Genomic DNA, 15,675 nt, shown 5'->3' with positions numbered 1-15,675 from the left:
CCGACAACCGCGGCGGTGCGCGGTCCTACGGCGCGAACAAACCCGAGCCCCAGTAGTCGTCGTCGGTGCCCAGCCCGGGGGGCACCGCGAAAACAGCGGAGCCGACGTGCTTGATGTACTCGTTGAGCGCGTCGTTTCGAGCGAGCTTCTCCTGCATCGGCACGAATTGGGCGAGCGGGTCACGACAGTAGGCGATGAAGAACAACCCAGCGTCGAGATGCCCGAAACCATCGGACCCGTCGGTGAAGTTGTAGCCGCGCCGCAGGATCTCGATCCCGCCGAGTTCCTCGCGCGAGGCGAGCCGAACGTGGGCGTCGGTGTCGATCAGCGGCCCCGACGGTCCCGACGACTGCAGATCCAGCTCCTCGAACTCGTCCTTGCCGCCCAGCGGTGCGCCGCTGCCTTTGGCCCGGCCGATGACCCGCTCCTGCTCGTGCAGGGTGGTCCGGTCCCACGGTTCGATCAGCATGCGTATCCGGCGCGTCACCAGATACGAACCACCCGCCATCCATGCCTTGTCGTCGTTGTCGCCGACCCACACGAATTTGGAGACCGCGTCGTGGTCCTCGGCTTTGATATTGCGGGTTCCGTCTTTGAATCCGAGCAGATTTCGCGGTGTCGCCTGACTGGTCGAGGTCGAGGAGGTTCGACCGAAGCCCAGCTGTGACCAGCGCACGGACACCACCCCGAACCCGGCGCGCGCCAGGTTGCGGATCGCGTGGACCGCGACCTGCGGATCGTCGGCGCACGCCTGGATGGCGATATCGCCGCCGGACCGCGCCGGATCCAGGGCGTCACCGGTGAATTTCGGCAAGTCGGCCAACGACCTCGGCTTGCGCGCCGACAAACCGAATCGGTCGGCCCCGGTGGCGGTGGTGAACAGCGAAGGCCCGAAACCGATGGTGAGGGTCAACCGGGCCGGTGTCAGATCCAATGCCTCGCCGGTATCGGTGGGCGGCGTGTAGGCGCCCGCGCCGGTCGCGCCGTCGTGCACGGCTTCCCGACCCGATGTCATCCGCTCCGCCATCGCGGTCCAGGTCTTCAGCAATGCCACGAGTTCGTCGCGGGATTCGGTGTGCACGTCGAACGCGGCGAAATGCAGGCGATCCTGAGCCGGGGTGACGATACCCGCCTGGTGTGCCGCGCGAAACGGCACGGTGGCCGAATCAGCCGCCCCGGCAGCCGGACTCGACGCCCGGCCCGCGAGAACTCCGGCCCCCGCCGCCAGGACGCCGACGCCCGCGGTGCCGATCAGGCCACGCCGCGACACCCCGCCGCGGTCCTGGCGGGCCTGTGTACGTTCAGGATCCCGCGACAATGCCCTGCACCTGACTCACGACTGCGGACAAGGCGTCGATGCGCCGAGCGAGCTCGACGCGCTGCGGTTCCGTGACGGTGTCGTAGCTGACATGGCCGTCACCGGCGCGATACTTCGCCAATTCGCTGTCGAGTTCGGCGAACCGGCGATCGATCTGGGTGCCGAGATCCTTGTTCCGTTCGTCCAGGATGGGTCGGACGCTGGCGATCGCGGCCTGCGAGCCGTCGACATTGGCCTGGAAGTCCCACAGATCGGTGTGCGAGAAGGTGTCTTCCTCACCGGTGATCTTGGTGCGCGCGATCTCGTCCAACAGCGTCTGCGCGCCACCGGCCACCTGGATGGGGTCAACGGCGAAGTCCGCCGCGCTCACTCCCGCCGCCAATTCCGCGATATCGGCGAGGAGCTGGTCGGCCACCTGCTTGGTGTCGGGCTGGAGCCCCTGGGCCCAGAGATCCTTCTCCAGCCGGTGGAACCCGGTCCAGCGGTCGCCGGCCGCGAGATCGGCTTCGCGCAGGTCCAGCCGCGGATCCAGATCGTTGGGGAAACTCTCGGCGACGGGTTCGATGCGCTCGTAGTAGGTGCGCGTGCGCGGATATTGCTTCTTCGCCGACTCGATATCACCGGCTTTGATCGCGGCGACGAATAGATTCGCCGTCTCCTGCAATGCGCTCACCTGCGAAACCAGGTAACGCTGGTAACCGGCGGCGGCCTCGGCGAGTTTGCCGGTGGCGTCGCGAGTCTGCGCCTGCCCCGTGACGACGAAATCGCGGCGAATCCCGTCGCCGACCATTCCCGGTTTGCACGCGGTCTGATAGGTGCCCGGGTCGGGCACCGAGACGATCAACTGCCGGGTCAGGCCGGGGCCGATATTCTCGATCTCGCCGATAACCCGTTCTCCCGCGCCGTACACATAGAACTCGGTGACCTTGGTGCCGTTGTTGGTGATCCGGAACGTGGTGGTACCGGTCGTGGCCGAATTGGTCGACACCTCGCACGAGCTGTCGTCGGCGGTCACGACGATATCGGCGCCGCCACTACTCTCGGATTTACTCGTACACGAGACCAGCACCATCGGCAGTGCGACGGCGGCGGTGACCCACCGGGTAGTAGATCGCATGGGCGGTAGAACCTTTCACGAATGCGGCGCGGCCGCGGAGGGGGCAGCGGGTGGTTCATCGGACACGGTGCGCGGGCTCGGCTCCGCGGCGGGACGCAGGAACAGCGTCAAGACGACGACCAGGTATCCCGCCCACGCCAGCACCTGGAACAGCGTCGGGTCGGCACGGAAATTGAAGATGCCCTGCGCGACAGTGCCGTACCAGCTCGACATGGTGAACCACGACGAGATGTCGAACGCGGTGGCTGTCAACCCCGGCAGCCAATCGGCGGTCTGCAACGCGCGAATCCCGTATGCCAGGATTCCCGCGGCGACGACGATCAGAAAAACTCCCGTGTACTTGAAGAACACCGCGAAGTTGATGCGAACCGCGCCGAAGTACATCAGCACCGTCAGCACCGCGGCCACCGCGATACCCAGCAGCAGACCGATCAGCGGCCAGCTGGTTCCCCCGGCGTTCTCCGCGTAACCGACCATCAGTAGCGCCGTCTCCACGCCCTCGCGACCGACCGCGAGAAAGGCCAGCGCGAGCACCGCGACCGGGCCGCCCTTCACCGCCTTCGCCATGCCCGCCTTCAGATCGCCCGAAATCGATCGCGACGCGGTGCGCATCCACAGCACCATCCAGGTCACGATCAGCACCGCGGCCAGCGAGGCGATCCCGGAGATCAATTCCGCCGCCACACCGGTGACCGTCGATGTCCCGAAACGCACACCGACGAATATCGCCGCGACCATCGCGACCGCCGCCGCGACCCCGGCCGCGACCCACTTCAACGACCCGCGATCACCGGATTTGACGAGGAACGCGACGAGGATCATGACCACGATCCCGGTTTCGAGACCCTCGCGCGCACCGATCAGCCCGCTTCCGAACAACTGGGCGGCGACCGAGGGCGCGTCGGAAGCGAATGTCCGCTCGACCACATTCACTCCTTAACTAAACCAAGCCTTGCCATAGTTAAGCAAGGTCAGCCTAGTCTTGCACACGGATCGCCACCGCAGATACGCGAGCCGCGAATGCACCGGGACTCCGCCCGCGACCAGGCGTCGACTGCCCTGGCGTGCGGGTGCGCGTCGGATAGGCGATCGCGATGTCCACCCGACCCCAGGGGTCACATCCGCCCCATCAACCGAGCGTCGCACGCCGACCACCGCGGCATTCGCCGAACCGCGGCCCGAGTTGACCGACTTGCCGACGTCCAGGCCCCGGAGGCCATGACAGCGGCGACGCCGTATGCGAACATCGCTGGGCAAGTTGGCAATTCGTACGACACCGCCGAGCCGCAACACCTTGGTGATGCTGTGCCCAACCCCTCGTAGCTCGGTATGGTCGACACCGTTCACGGTTGCGAGCCGTGGGGCACCCGCGTTCCCGCGCGTCCTCGGAGGACCGTGCGAGCTGCGCACCGACAAGGGGGAAGTCCAAGATGTCGACGAAGGCAGTGGACAGGAGTTGCGACTGTGGAAGTGACCGAGACCGCCTCGCCCCTCCCTGCGAAAGAACCGGACTGGGTGACCCGGGTCAAGGCCGATCCGGCCCTGCTCGCCGAGATCGCCCACGCGGTCGGCGGCGATCCGTTTCACGTGGTGTCTCCCGAGCGGTTCACCGTGCACCTCGCGGCCTTCGCCGAGGCGATGGGCACCGCGGGCGTCGACGGCACGGTCTATTTCGGGAAGAAGGCCAATAAGGCCGCCTGCTGGCCGCGCGCCTGTGCCGAGGCGAACGCGGGAGTGGACGTCGCCAGCACCCCGGAGTTGGTTCACGCGCTGGCGAACGGGGTTCGCGGTGCGGACCTGGTTGTCACCGGGCCCGCCAAGACCGACGATCTCCTGTGGTTGGCCACCCGCCACCGTGCCCTGATCGCGGTCGACGCGCTCGATGAACTGGAGCGGGTGATCGCGATCGCCGAGTCCACCCACTCCGTCCGCGTCTTGTTGAGAGTGCTGCCCGCCGCGAACCCCCACAGTCGTTTCGGGCTCACCGACGACGAGTTGACGGTGGCGATCGATCGGTGCGCCGCGCACCGGGCGCACCTGACGATGGAAGGATTCTCCTTCCATCTCACCGGATACGCCGTGGCGCCGCGTGCGTGGCAGGCCTCCGACCTCATCGACCGGTGCCTGTCCGCGAGAACGAAAGGGCTCGCGGCCACGTCGATCTCGATCGGCGGCGGATTCGCGCTGGATTACGTCGACGCGAATTCGTGGCAGGAATTCCTGCGCGAGTACCGGGATTCCTGGTTCCACACCCGCAAAACCTTCGGCGGGTTCTACCCTTATCACTCGGATCCGGCGGGCGCCGCGATGCTGTCGGCGATTCTCGCCAGTCCGGTGCCGTCGGAGCACGCCGATCTCGCCGCCAAATTCGCCGAGACCGGTACCCGACTGCTGATCGAGCCGGGTCGCGCACTGCTGGACGGCTGCGGATTCAGCGTATTCCCGGTCCTGGGCCACAAACATCGGGGCGACTACGGATTCGTCACGGTGTCCGGGCTCAGCCTGAGCCTGTCCGAGCAGTGGTTCGACAGCGAGTATCTGCCGGATCCCACGCTGTGGCCGCAGCGGCAGGCAGGTGACCCGACCAGCGCGTGTGTCGGCGGCTCCAGTTGCCTCGAGACGGATATGTTGTCCTGGCGCAAGATTCGGTTCGATCGCGTGCCGAGGGCCGGTGATCTCCTGATCTACCCGAATACCGCCGGCTACCAGATGGATTCGAACGAATCGGAATTCCATCAGCTGGCATTGCCGCCGAAGATCATCGTCACGACCACGCCGGACCGCATCCGGTGGCGATGGGATTCCACGATTTCTGGACGCGGGCGTTAAGGTATCGGATGTCGACGCGTTCGCGACGTTCCTTCCGGAAGCACAATCGTGACCATTGCCTGCGACGGGGCGAGAAATACCTCGACACGTTCATCGATTGATCCGGTGGCAGCGGGAGAGGACGAAACAATTGCTCGATGAATACGCCGGCGAAGTCGGCTCGGCGGCGACGTTGCGTTTCTCTGCTCGATCGACGCGGGCATGAACCTAACGACCGGACTGCGGGACAGTCGTCCGCTGATCGCGCTCGCGGCGCCGATCGCGGGAATCCAACTCGCGCAGGTAGCGCTGACCACCACCGACCTCGCGATGATGGGCTTGCTCGGAGTACAAGCCATCGCCGCCGGTGGCCTGGCCATCACCCTGTACAACCAGGTCCGCACCATGTGTGTCGGCGTGGTCACCGCCGTCGGGAATCTCGTCGCGGGCGCGGTCGGCCGAGGTGAATCGCGCGCGGGTACCGAACAACTCGATGACCAGGGGCGATCCGAAATCCGGCGCATCGTGCGCGCCGCGTTCCTCGTCGCGACAATCGTCGGCCTCCTCGCCGGGGGCGTCCTCACCGCACTGAGTTACTCCCTCGTCTGGGTCGGCCAGGACCAGAAGATCCTCGAACTGGCCAGACCCGTGATGATCGCGCTCGCATTCGGCCTGGTACCGATGCTCTGGCTCAACGTGCTCCGCCAATTCGCCGTCGGTATGCGCCGACCCGGATCACTGCTCTGGGTCACGATCGGATCGATCGCGGTCAACGCCGCCCTCAACGCGGTATTCATCTACGGCTGGCTCGGGCTCCCCGTCCTCGGACTCACCGGAATCGGCCTCGCGACGTCCTTCGTCAACCTCCTGACCTGCGGCGCGTTCTACCTCATCGTCCGCCGCGACGACCATCTCGCCCCGCTGCTCTCGATCCAGGGCTGGCGCGCCGATCTCCACACCGTCCGCGAAATCCTGCGCCTCGGAATTCCCATCAGCCTCACCTACGGATCGGAGGCGGGCATTTTCTCCGTCGCCGTACTCGTCATGGGCAGTTTCGGCCCCGTCGCGCTGGCCGCGCACAACGTCGTCATCCAACTCACCTATATCGTCTTCCAGGTCACCATCGGCCTCTCCCACGGATCGTCCATCCTCGTCAGCCGAGCCGTCAGCAAGGGCGATCCCGACCAGGCGAGGAGCACCGCCCGCATGGCCTTGACCCTCGGCGCGGCCGTGATGGGTGTGGTCGGCGTGATCTACCTGGTGGCGCCCACGCTGGTACTCACCGCATTCCTCGATCGATCAGAGGCCGCCGACGTGCTCCCGGTGGCGAAGACGCTCCTCCTCATCGCTATCGCGCAGCAATTCATGGACTGCGCGCAGAATATCGGCGTCGGCCTCCTGCGCGGCCTCGGCAATACCAAGAGCGGATTCCGAATAACGCTCATCGGCTACTGGGCTGTCGGGTTGCCGGTACTTCTGATCTGCGCCTTCGGTTTCGGACTTCGCGGCCCCGGCGTGTGGATCGCCCTGTCCACCGGCCTTGCCGTCACGGCGACGCTGCTGTTGCGGCGTTTCGACCGTGATCTCCGAACCGTCCGACCCGCCCCGGCCGCCGCATTGATCTGATCGAATAGATCTGACGAGTCACGAAAGAGATCCACGTGCGTCTGAATAGCTATGATGAATGGTCTCCGCTACGCGAAGTAATCGTAGGATCGGGGCTGAACTACACGACACACGAGCGCGAACTCACCTTCGACATGTTTCTTCACGAGAACATTTCCGGTGATAACGACCTCTCCCGCAAGCCGTGGCTCTATCCGCCGTTCTCGCCTCCGGCCGGGGGCGACGGGCGGTCCAGAATCACCATCGCGCAACGGCACGTCGACGAATTGAACGAGGACATCGCGGGTCTCGTCGAAACGCTCGAATCGCTTTCCGTCACTGTCCGCCGTCCGCTCGACTTGGGACCCGCGGTTCCCGAGGTACGGACTCCGGCATGGTCGGCGACGATGATCCCCGCGCTCAATGTGCGCGACAACGTGATCATCATGGGCGACGAGATCGTCGAGACCCCGCCGATGATGCGTTCGCGCTACTTCGAGAACCAATTGTTGAAGCCGGTTTTCATGGACTACTTCAACCAGGGCGCGCGATGGTCGGTGATGCCGCGACCACTCATGACCGACGGATCGTTCGACTTCTCCTATGCCGACGGCAGCGGTTCAGCCGACGAGGAACTCCGGCCCACCGGTCGTCCCGACGACTCGCCGTACCACGTCGGCTTCGAAATGATGATGGACGCCGCCCAGATCCTGCGCTTCGGCAAGGACGTCCTCGTCAATGTGTCGACCGCTCATCACCAACTCGCCTACGAGTGGCTCGCACGGCATTTCGGGGATCGTTTCCGGATCCATCGAATCTACCGACTCAGCGATGACCACATCGACAGCACGGTATTGCCGCTTCGGCCCGGTCTGCTGCTGGCCCGCTCACCCGAAATCATCGATCGCCTGCCCGCCGCACTCCAGAAATGGGACCGTATCTACTATCCCGAACCGGCCGCGGACGGTTTCCCGCCCTACGACGACAACGATCTGGTGCTCACCAGCAAATTCATCGATATGAACCTGCTTTCGATCGACGCCGAGACCGTGCTCGTCAATTCGGCCCACCTCGAACTCATCGCGCTGCTGGAATCGCGCGGCATGACAGTGGTCCCGGTCCAGCATCGCCATCGTCGTCTCTTCGGCGGCGGATTCCACTGTTTCACCGTGGACACCGTCCGCGAAGGCGGACTGGAGGACTACCTCTCGGGGTAGTAGTCCTCCAGTCCGGACCAGCGGGGCGGGATTCCGGCCCGGCCGGGGGTAGTCGGGTCGCCTCAGAATGTGAAGACCGCGCCATAGCCCGTCGTCTGCGCGGTGCCGTTCCTCGCGTCGGCCCGGACGGTGATGAACGGCATCGCCGAGGCGGGCGCGAGGCATCCGTTGACACTCAGCGGAGTATTGGTGTGCGCGAAGGTGTATGGGAATGTCGCGTCCGCGTCCAGCGCTGCCGCGCCGATCACCGCCGCCGTGACCGTGCCCGGCGCCAGATTCACCGCGAGCTCACCCGCCAGGCCCATATCGACACCGACGGAAGGCTGGATAGCGAACCCGACACCGGCACTGACCCCCACGGTCGGCGGAGCATCTATCGCCAAGCCGAGATCCACGCCGAAATCGACACCGACAGAGGGGGCGATCGCGACGCCGACATTCACACTCGGGGAGATACCTATCGAGATGCCATTGGAAATATCCACGGCGCAACCGATCAGGTATCCGGCGACGATTTCCCCGCCACGCAGCGTGGCGCCGTCCAAAGCGACCGAATAGTCTCCGGATACTTTGACCGAATGCACGAAGGGTACGCCCATCGCGATATTGGCGGCTGGCGTCACGGTATTGCCGCCCACCGAGGCGACCATGTGCAGTGCACCGGAGTGGACCTCCCCCGGCTCCGCCCGGGCCTCGGTATCGACACCGGAGGCAGCACCGGTAATCGCGACGATCACTGCGGTGATGATGACAAGGACATGGGAAGGCTTGCGGTTCATTACGCTCCGGTCGAGTGATAGTCGAATAGGAACTTTCACAACGGACTCGCACACCGACGACCGCCGCCGACTCCCTGCGGTGTGTGCGGATCCGAACTCTATCGGCCGAGCAGATCATTCACGGTATTTAGTACCGCACCGGCGATTTCGACGCAACCGGCGCGCGGAACCAGGCGGCAAGCATAACCATCACCGCCCGAGGCGCCGAGAACGCCTCCGATTCCCGAAGACCGCGCGGGGGCGGGGACGACCACGCCGGTCGACGGCAACTCCGGATTCGACATACATCGATATCGACAAATGTCGAATCCGGAGCGCGCGCGAACGCCCGGCGAATTCGCCCACCGCGTGCGGTCAGCCGCAGCAGGATTCGCCCGAGGCGACGGCCTCGCCCTTGGGCTCGCTACCGCAGCAGGCGCTATCGGCGGCGGCCTGCTCGGCGGTGCCGCAGCACACCCGCACCGCTTCGGCGTCGCTGAGTTGCGGTGCGGCGCCGAAGGTTTCACTGTCGGCGAGCACGGTGTAGACCTCCCACCGTTCGGTGTCCGGTGCGGTGACCCACACCTTGTCCTGGGTGGCGAAACAACAGGTCGTGGCGATCTGCTCCTCGGTGAACATTCCCGCCTGCGACAGCCGGGCGATCTCCGAATGCACCTGCTCGGAGGATTCCACCTCGACACCGAGATGGTTGAGACTGCCGCCGTGACCGGAGTTCTCGATCAGCACCAGCTTCAGCGGCGGCTCGGCGATGGCGAAATTGGCGTAGCCAGGCTTGCGCTTGGCCGGTTCGGCGTTGAACAGGGTCGAGTAGAACCGCACCGCCTGCTCGAGGTCATCGACATTGAGGGCGAGCTGGACGCGAGACATGAGAACCTCCACTTGTGTGACATATGTCGAAGAACTGACAGTCCCGAGTCTGCCACCTTTTCGACATATGTCAATAAAGTAGGTAGTGTTGGTTCCATGCCCAAGGCGTTACCCGTGATCGACATGTCCGCCCCCGTCTGCTGTTCGCCCGTCGCGGCGGCCCCGATCGACGACAACGCCGCCCTGGAAGTCGCCTTGCGGCTCAAAGCGCTGGCCGACCCGGTTCGGGTGAAACTGATGTCGCTGCTGCTGACCAGCCCGAAGCAGGGAGAGAACGGCGGAGATCTCGCCGCCGCGGTGACACTCTCGGAGTCGACGGTCTCCCATCACCTCGGCCAACTACGCAAAGCGGGCCTGGTCGAGTCCGAACGGCGCGGTATGAACACCTTCCACCGCGCCCGACGTGACGCGCTCAGCGCCCTATGCCTGGTGCTCGACCCCAACTGCTGCACCTGACGTTTCCCACATCCCCGGAATACACCGGACATCTCGCCGACCAGCTCGCACTTCTCGACCGCCACATCGGCTTCGTGCCCACCTGAGCCCCGGTGGCACCGCTACAGTCGGCGCGTGAATCGAATCTCCACCATTTCCATCCCGGATGCCACATTCGACAGCGTTCCCGGTCGAATCCTCGGCAGGCCCGACGCGAGTGGTGAATTCTGATGCCACGACTTTCGCTTTCCCGTCCGGCGATGCACCACTACCCGGAATGGACCGACTCGGCCGACCGCCGATCCGGCCCCGTCCGAACGACATTTCTCGGCACGAGCACCGTGCTGATCCGCGACGACAGAACAGCGCTTCTGGTCGACGGATTCTTCAGCCGTCCGTCACTGCGGCGGGTCGCGACGACCCGGATCGGACCGGATCGGAAAATTGTCGACGCATGCCTGGCCCGAGCCGGTATCGACTCGCTGGACGCGGTGATATGCGCACACGCGCACTACGACCACGCCTTGGACGCGCCGCTCATCGCCGCCCGCTTCGACGCACCGCTGATCGGCTCGGAATCGACGATGAATCTCGGCCGCGGTCACGGATTGGCCGAACGACTATTGCGGCCAGCTCGCGATGAACAGACCTTCGTATTCGGCGATTTCGACGTCACCGTGATCTCGGGACCGCACAGTCCCGGCGATGTGGCCCCCGGTGGTATCGACGCCCCGTTGACACCACCCGCCCGATACCGGGCTTGGCGGTCCGACGACTGCTACTCGATATTCTTCGGACACCCCACCGGAACCGTGCACGTACATGCCAGCGCCAACTACGTGGCGGGCAAACTCGAGGGCAGACAGGCCGACACCGTGTATCTGAGCGTCGGCAAACTCGGCGGACAGTCCGAGCGCTTCCGCTCGGAGTACTGGAGCAATATCGTGACAGCGACCGGCGCGACGACTGTACTGCCGGTGCACTGGGACGACTTCTTCGTTCCGCTCGATCGCCCGCTGCGCCCGATGCGCCATGTCATGGACGACGTCACATCGGCGCTGGATTTCGTGGTCGACCGAAGTCGGCGCGACGGCCTGTATACGGCGATACCGGCCGCGTGGCAGGAGATCGATCCATTCGCACACAGGTGATTTCGCCGAGGTGACATCCGTGAATTCAGATGTGCGACACAGGAATCCGATTCGTCCACGCAATGTGCGCCGCGCCGCGCCCGACACCGGCCAATGCCAGGTTCGCCGAACCGAGCAGAACCAGTCCCGCCGCGGCCACCAACCCCAGCGCCGTCGCCGATTCCAGTGGCGACAGGAGCACGACGACACCCACGAGCATTGTCGCGACCCCGACCAGTTCGTGCCGGACAGGTTCGGCCAACCGCTCGTCCCACACCGACACCGTCGCCTGGCTGACACCGGCTATCGCCCAGCTCAGCCCGAGCCACATCGACAGCACGGCCACCGAACTGCCGCCGCTGAGGCACAGCACCGCCAGCCACGCCGACAGCACGCCGCTCAGCAACAGCAACGCGCGCAACGGCATCGCGAAACGCGCACGGACCGCGAGAAATACCTGCACTCCGGCGCTGACCGCGACACCGAGACCGAACAACAGCCCGAGCGAAGAGTCCGACTTGCCCGGCCACACCGCGACCAGCAAGCCGAGCGCCGCCGAGCAGATGCCGAGTAGCAGAACAGCTTCCCGTCCGCCGCGGACCCGCGAAGCCGCCTGCCTCCCGGAAGACGCCGCGGGCGCACCACCGTCATAGGAACGCGAAAACAGCCGACCCGTCGTGGCGGGAAGGCGGGAGCGAATCGTCACCATGCGGCAGGAATGCCCGCTCCCGAGCATTCGACACGGATCGATTCGGCGCCATGGATTCGGCGCCAACGATTCGGCGCCAACGATTCGGCGCCATCGCCGCACCGAACGCTCCGGACGGACGCCAGTGGCGACGCTCCTGCGACAGCACTCCTGTTTCGCCCTGTCATCGACGGGTAGGCGGCATGCAGGAGGTGAGGTCCCATGGTTCGACCCACGGAGAGCCGACCGGACACCGAAGCACGTTCGGTGCCGGAATCGGTAGTTGACGCGTCGACGCACTCGACACGCTTGGTGCCGCAGGAGATACGGCTGGCTCGGCGGGAAATCGCCGACAGAGGGGCTGGCGTAGGAGACGGGAGCCGACGATGACCGACGAGCGACCCGACCTCCCCGATACCCCTGACGCGATTCCCGAAGACCGTGACCGTGACCGTGACTATGAGGAACTCGAACAGGCCGTCTCCGAGCTCAGCGACGATGTCGCTGTTCCCGCGCGCGCCGAGTCCGAGATCCACGAGACCACGCAGGCGGCGCGACACCGTGCGGTCGAGGCCGGGGACCAGGTGGTCGAGGCCGGGGACCACGCCGGGACTCGAGCGGGAGACCTGATCGACAACGCCACGCCGTCGGTAAACGCCACGCCGTCGGTATCGGAACCGCTGGAGGACGTGGGCAAGCAGGTCGCGGATTCGGCACGCAGGAACCGCGTGCCTGTCGCCGTGCTGGCCGCGGGGGCAGCGGCAGTCCTCACCTGGACCATCCTGCGGCGGAGGCGGTCATGACCACGTTGTACAAGCCGCTCGGCATGATCGTCGGCGTTATCGGCGCCATCGCGGCCAATGCGGTCTTCACGCGGGTGTGGCGCCGGGTCAGCGGGGAGGATCGAGCTCCCCGCGCCACCGCCCACGGCTACAGCTGGCGTGAGGTGCTGATCGCCGCCGCCCTACAGGGCGCGATTTTCGGGCTGGTGAAGGCCGCGATCGATCGCGCGGGCGCCACCGGTTACCAGCGGCTGACAGGTACGTGGCCGGACGAATAGGGAGTTCGCCCCCGAAGGAGATTCCATGCAGGTACACCTTTCCACCCTCGTGAAATCCGTCTTCGATGTCGGCGCGCGCGTCCGTCACGCGCGCGTCTTTCATCCCGATGGCATCCAACTGTCGGGGCGTTTCCACGCCGATGCCGAATTCGAGCCGTGGTTCGGTTCGGGCGAACGTGCGGTCATCGCCCGGATTTCCAAAGGAGCCGGCACGCCGAAGAATCTGCCGGATGTCATGGGGCTCGCCTTTCGGGTGCTGGATCGCGATGAGCACCCGTGGGATTTCGCGCTCGCGACAACGGGTCGCGGCCTCGTAGGGCGTTTCGTGATCACCGTGGCCCGCGGGTGGGCCAGCGCCGAGTACGGCGCCCTGCTTCCGTACCGCTTCGGTGACGCCGACCTCGTGTGGTTGTTCGCCGAACCCGACCCGGACCAGCCGAGTTCCGCCTCCCTCGCGGCCATGACCGAACATCTGCGTGATCATCATCTGAGATTCGAGATCACCGCCAGCGGGGTGAATACACCGCCGCGGCGGGTAGGTGAACTGGTTCTGCACCACGCGGACTCCCACGAACACAGAACCGACTTCTTCGACCCGATACTCAACCACCCCGCCGACGTCGCGCTCGAACCCGAAATGATCAGCCGCATCCGTGAATTCGCTTACCAGGGCAGCCGCGCGGGCCGCGGAGAACCGAGCTGACGGACCGAATCGGCGCATCCGACGACGGCCGCCCGATACCGGCGACAGCGCCTCCTCGCCCGATTCGCCGAGACGAAACCGGGTATGCGTGTCAACACCCGTGCCCCTATACGAGACCTCGATGACTGATTCGCCACCCGAAAGCCCGACCCCGGGCTACACCCCCTCGAGTGCGAACGACCGCCCCGAGGCGGTGGACTCGGCCACGACCGTCGCGCACCCGGCCGGCACCGAGGACGCCCGCCGCTGGGACCGTCGTGTCCGCGGGGAGAACCCGACCGAACAACTCGACCGCAATCTCTCGAGCCTGCTCCAGGAACTACGGGTGGTCCAGACCGGCGTGCAACTCTTGACCGGATTCCTGCTGACTCTGCCGTTCCAGAGCCGATTCGCCAGCGTGTCCACCCCCATGCGAAGCGTCTACCTACTGGTGGTGGCGGCATCCATCGCGGCAACGGTTTTCCTCACCGCTCCGGTCGCCGCCCATCGCGTACTGTTCCGCCGACACCGCCTCGATCAGGTCGTGCGCAGCGCCCATCGCTACGCCATGATCGGGCTCGTACTCCTGGGTGTCGCGCTCACCGGAGTCGCGATACTGATCTTCGATGTCGTAGCGGGCCCGCTCCCTGCGATCGCGGCGGGAGTCACCTCCGCCCTGCTGTTCACTACCGTCTGGCTCGTCATTCCGTGGGCGCAACGCTCCCACGACGGTTGATCCGCTCGCGCGGTTTCCCGAGGGGTCCACGAACGACAACAGGAGGACAGCTGATGACCGGAGTCGAACTTGTCGCCGAGGAACTGGCCGACGTCGCGAAGCGAACCGATCTCACCATCGCCGTCGCGGAATCGCTGACCGCGGGCAGGCTCGCCGCCACACTCGGCGCGGCCACCGATGCCGCCACCTGGTTTCGCGGCGGCATCGTGGCCTACTCGCGCCACGTCAAACACCACGTCCTCGACGTACCCGAGGGGCCCGTTGTCTGCGAGGCAGCCGCCGATGCCATGGCAGAGGCCGTCAAGTCGATGATGGGAGCCGCCCTCGCCCTGGCCGTGACCGGCGCGGGCGGACCCGATCCACAGGACGGCCACCCGCCCGGATCGGTGTGGTTCTCCGTCGCCTTCGGTGACACGCACTTCGCCTCGCACCAGCAGTTCGACGGCGGTCCCGAACGCGTGGTCGAGCAGACCGTCGACCACGCGGTCCGACTATTACTCGCCGCCGCCGAAGAGCTGTACGCGCTCAATCAAATGGTCGACAAGAGCTGATCCCGTTGACGCAGGGGACCGGTGTCATAGGCCGACTATCTCGTCGGCGGCGGCGCCATCCCCACCCTCCGACCCTCGCGCAGGTAGGGCCCGAGCAATTGGTGCGCGAGAGCGCGGACACGCGTTTCCTCCGCGCCGTTCTCGATCATCCTGCTCGCGGCGAGGACGATCGACTGGATCAGGTCGGACATGCCTTCCGGGTCGTCGGCGCCATGGGCCGCGACGGCTTCGGTGAGCGGTATTCGCAGCCGCTCGTGCAGGATTCGGCTGTCCTCGGCGAGTCGCTCGCCGGGGACGACCGCGGCGAGCCCGCGCACGACGGCGTGCTCGCCCGCGGCGACCAGGTGCAGGTTGGCGTCGACGTAGGCGAGCACTCGCGCGCCGGGGTCGTCCACGCCGTCCATCCGCTCCAGGACGGCCGTCGACCAGCGGGGGAAACTGTCGGCGATGACGGCCTCCAGGAGGTCGTCCCTGGAACGGAAGTAGCGATACACGCTCGGGCGCGCCAGACCTGTCCGCTCGGCCACGGCGGCCAGGCCCGGCGCTTCGCTGCCGCCCTCCGCGAGCAGCTCACGTGCCGCGTCCAGGATGGCCCTGCGCTGCGCGGCGCGATGCTCGGCAACGGTGGCGGCCTGGATTTTCGGCATCTACGAGCGTTCCCCTCTGACGATACGGCGGCACG

The 15,675-nt window shown here is 65.9% G+C and carries 17 protein-coding genes; 10 read left to right on the top strand and 7 right to left on the bottom strand.

What is annotated here, in order from left to right; all coding sequences use genetic code 11:
• Positions 1–25 precede the first annotated feature (25 nt).
• The 3 genes from efeB to efeU are packed head-to-tail and all read right to left on the bottom strand — an operon-like array spanning position 26 to position 3,362.
• A complete protein-coding gene (gene efeB, locus ABZS43_RS06885) occupies positions 26–1,270 on the bottom strand; it encodes an iron uptake transporter deferrochelatase/peroxidase subunit (protein WP_355034866.1) in 1,245 nt (414 codons plus the stop codon).
• Positions 1,271–1,301: 31 nt separating this feature from the next.
• The gene (efeO, locus tag ABZS43_RS06880; protein ID WP_355034977.1) at positions 1,302–2,390 is read right to left on the bottom strand and encodes an iron uptake system protein EfeO; all 1,089 of its coding nucleotides are present in this window, start codon (positions 2,388–2,390) and stop codon (positions 1,302–1,304) included.
• Between the two features lie 60 nt (positions 2,391–2,450).
• Positions 2,451–3,362 (bottom strand): iron uptake transporter permease EfeU, encoded by a 912-nt coding sequence (gene efeU, locus ABZS43_RS06875; RefSeq protein WP_355034865.1) that lies wholly within the window; start codon positions 3,360–3,362, stop codon positions 2,451–2,453.
• A 537-nt stretch (positions 3,363–3,899) separates the two neighbouring features.
• On the opposite strand from efeU, the gene ABZS43_RS06870 reads away from it, so the two are divergent.
• The 3 genes from ABZS43_RS06870 to ABZS43_RS06860 all read left to right on the top strand — a co-directional run bounded on the left by ABZS43_RS06870 (position 3,900) and on the right by ABZS43_RS06860 (position 8,065).
• A complete protein-coding gene (locus ABZS43_RS06870) occupies positions 3,900–5,264 on the top strand; it encodes a Y4yA family PLP-dependent enzyme (protein WP_355034864.1) in 1,365 nt (454 codons plus the stop codon).
• A gap of 201 nt (positions 5,265–5,465) precedes the next feature.
• Positions 5,466–6,869: an MATE family efflux transporter gene (locus ABZS43_RS06865; RefSeq protein WP_355034863.1), complete on the top strand. Its 1,404-nt coding sequence runs from the start codon at positions 5,466–5,468 to the stop codon at positions 6,867–6,869.
• A gap of 134 nt (positions 6,870–7,003) precedes the next feature.
• The gene (locus ABZS43_RS06860; RefSeq protein WP_355034862.1) at positions 7,004–8,065 is read left to right on the top strand and encodes an inosamine-phosphate amidinotransferase 1; all 1,062 of its coding nucleotides are present in this window, start codon (positions 7,004–7,006) and stop codon (positions 8,063–8,065) included.
• 62 nt (positions 8,066–8,127) lie between these two features.
• Here ABZS43_RS06860 and ABZS43_RS06855 read toward each other — a convergent pair whose 3' ends face one another.
• Positions 8,128–8,844, bottom strand: a complete 717-nt coding sequence (locus tag ABZS43_RS06855; protein ID WP_355034861.1) for an MspA family porin — start codon at positions 8,842–8,844, stop codon at positions 8,128–8,130.
• Between the two features lie 354 nt (positions 8,845–9,198).
• On the bottom strand, positions 9,199–9,711 hold the full coding sequence (locus ABZS43_RS06850) for an ArsI/CadI family heavy metal resistance metalloenzyme (RefSeq protein WP_355034860.1): 513 nt from the start codon (positions 9,709–9,711) through the stop codon (positions 9,199–9,201).
• A 96-nt stretch (positions 9,712–9,807) separates the two neighbouring features.
• Here ABZS43_RS06850 and ABZS43_RS06845 point away from each other — a divergent pair, with 96 nt between their 5' ends.
• Both ABZS43_RS06845 and ABZS43_RS06840 read left to right on the top strand, forming a co-directional pair.
• Entirely contained in the window at positions 9,808–10,167 is a 360-nt protein-coding gene (locus ABZS43_RS06845) for an Rv2640c family ArsR-like transcriptional regulator (RefSeq protein WP_355034859.1), read from the top strand.
• 209 nt (positions 10,168–10,376) lie between these two features.
• Positions 10,377–11,297: an MBL fold metallo-hydrolase gene (locus tag ABZS43_RS06840; RefSeq protein ID WP_355034858.1), complete on the top strand. Its 921-nt coding sequence runs from the start codon at positions 10,377–10,379 to the stop codon at positions 11,295–11,297.
• A 25-nt stretch (positions 11,298–11,322) separates the two neighbouring features.
• On the opposite strand, the gene ABZS43_RS06835 is transcribed toward ABZS43_RS06840, so the two are convergent.
• The gene (locus ABZS43_RS06835; protein WP_355034857.1) at positions 11,323–11,985 is read right to left on the bottom strand and encodes a DUF308 domain-containing protein; all 663 of its coding nucleotides are present in this window, start codon (positions 11,983–11,985) and stop codon (positions 11,323–11,325) included.
• A gap of 365 nt (positions 11,986–12,350) precedes the next feature.
• Here ABZS43_RS06835 and ABZS43_RS06830 point away from each other — a divergent pair, with 365 nt between their 5' ends.
• From ABZS43_RS06830 to ABZS43_RS06810, 5 genes are all read left to right on the top strand, one after another.
• Positions 12,351–12,767 (top strand): hypothetical protein, encoded by a 417-nt coding sequence (locus ABZS43_RS06830; protein WP_355034856.1) that lies wholly within the window; start codon positions 12,351–12,353, stop codon positions 12,765–12,767.
• Positions 12,764–13,024: a DUF4235 domain-containing protein gene (locus tag ABZS43_RS06825; protein WP_355034855.1), complete on the top strand. Its 261-nt coding sequence runs from the start codon at positions 12,764–12,766 to the stop codon at positions 13,022–13,024. The genes ABZS43_RS06830 and ABZS43_RS06825 overlap by 4 nt, the downstream gene beginning before the upstream one ends.
• A 25-nt stretch (positions 13,025–13,049) precedes the next feature.
• A complete protein-coding gene (locus ABZS43_RS06820) occupies positions 13,050–13,727 on the top strand; it encodes a phosphodiesterase (RefSeq protein ID WP_355034854.1) in 678 nt (225 codons plus the stop codon).
• 121 nt (positions 13,728–13,848) lie between these two features.
• Positions 13,849–14,442, top strand: a complete 594-nt coding sequence (locus ABZS43_RS06815) for a DUF6328 family protein (protein WP_355034853.1) — start codon at positions 13,849–13,851, stop codon at positions 14,440–14,442.
• Between the two features lie 53 nt (positions 14,443–14,495).
• A complete protein-coding gene (locus ABZS43_RS06810) occupies positions 14,496–14,993 on the top strand; it encodes a CinA family protein (RefSeq protein WP_355034852.1) in 498 nt (165 codons plus the stop codon).
• A 35-nt stretch (positions 14,994–15,028) separates the two neighbouring features.
• Here the strand turns inward: ABZS43_RS06810 and ABZS43_RS06805 are convergent, their stop codons facing one another.
• Entirely contained in the window at positions 15,029–15,640 is a 612-nt protein-coding gene (locus tag ABZS43_RS06805) for a TetR/AcrR family transcriptional regulator (RefSeq protein WP_355034851.1), read from the bottom strand.
• Positions 15,641–15,675 lie beyond the last annotated feature (35 nt).

It is taken from the genome of Nocardia sp. NPDC005366, assembly GCF_040606855.1.
Classification (GTDB): Bacteria; Actinomycetota; Actinomycetes; order Mycobacteriales; family Mycobacteriaceae; genus Nocardia.
Note: the sequence above shows the minus strand (reverse complement) of the source record. Positions and strands in the feature narration are given on the sequence as shown.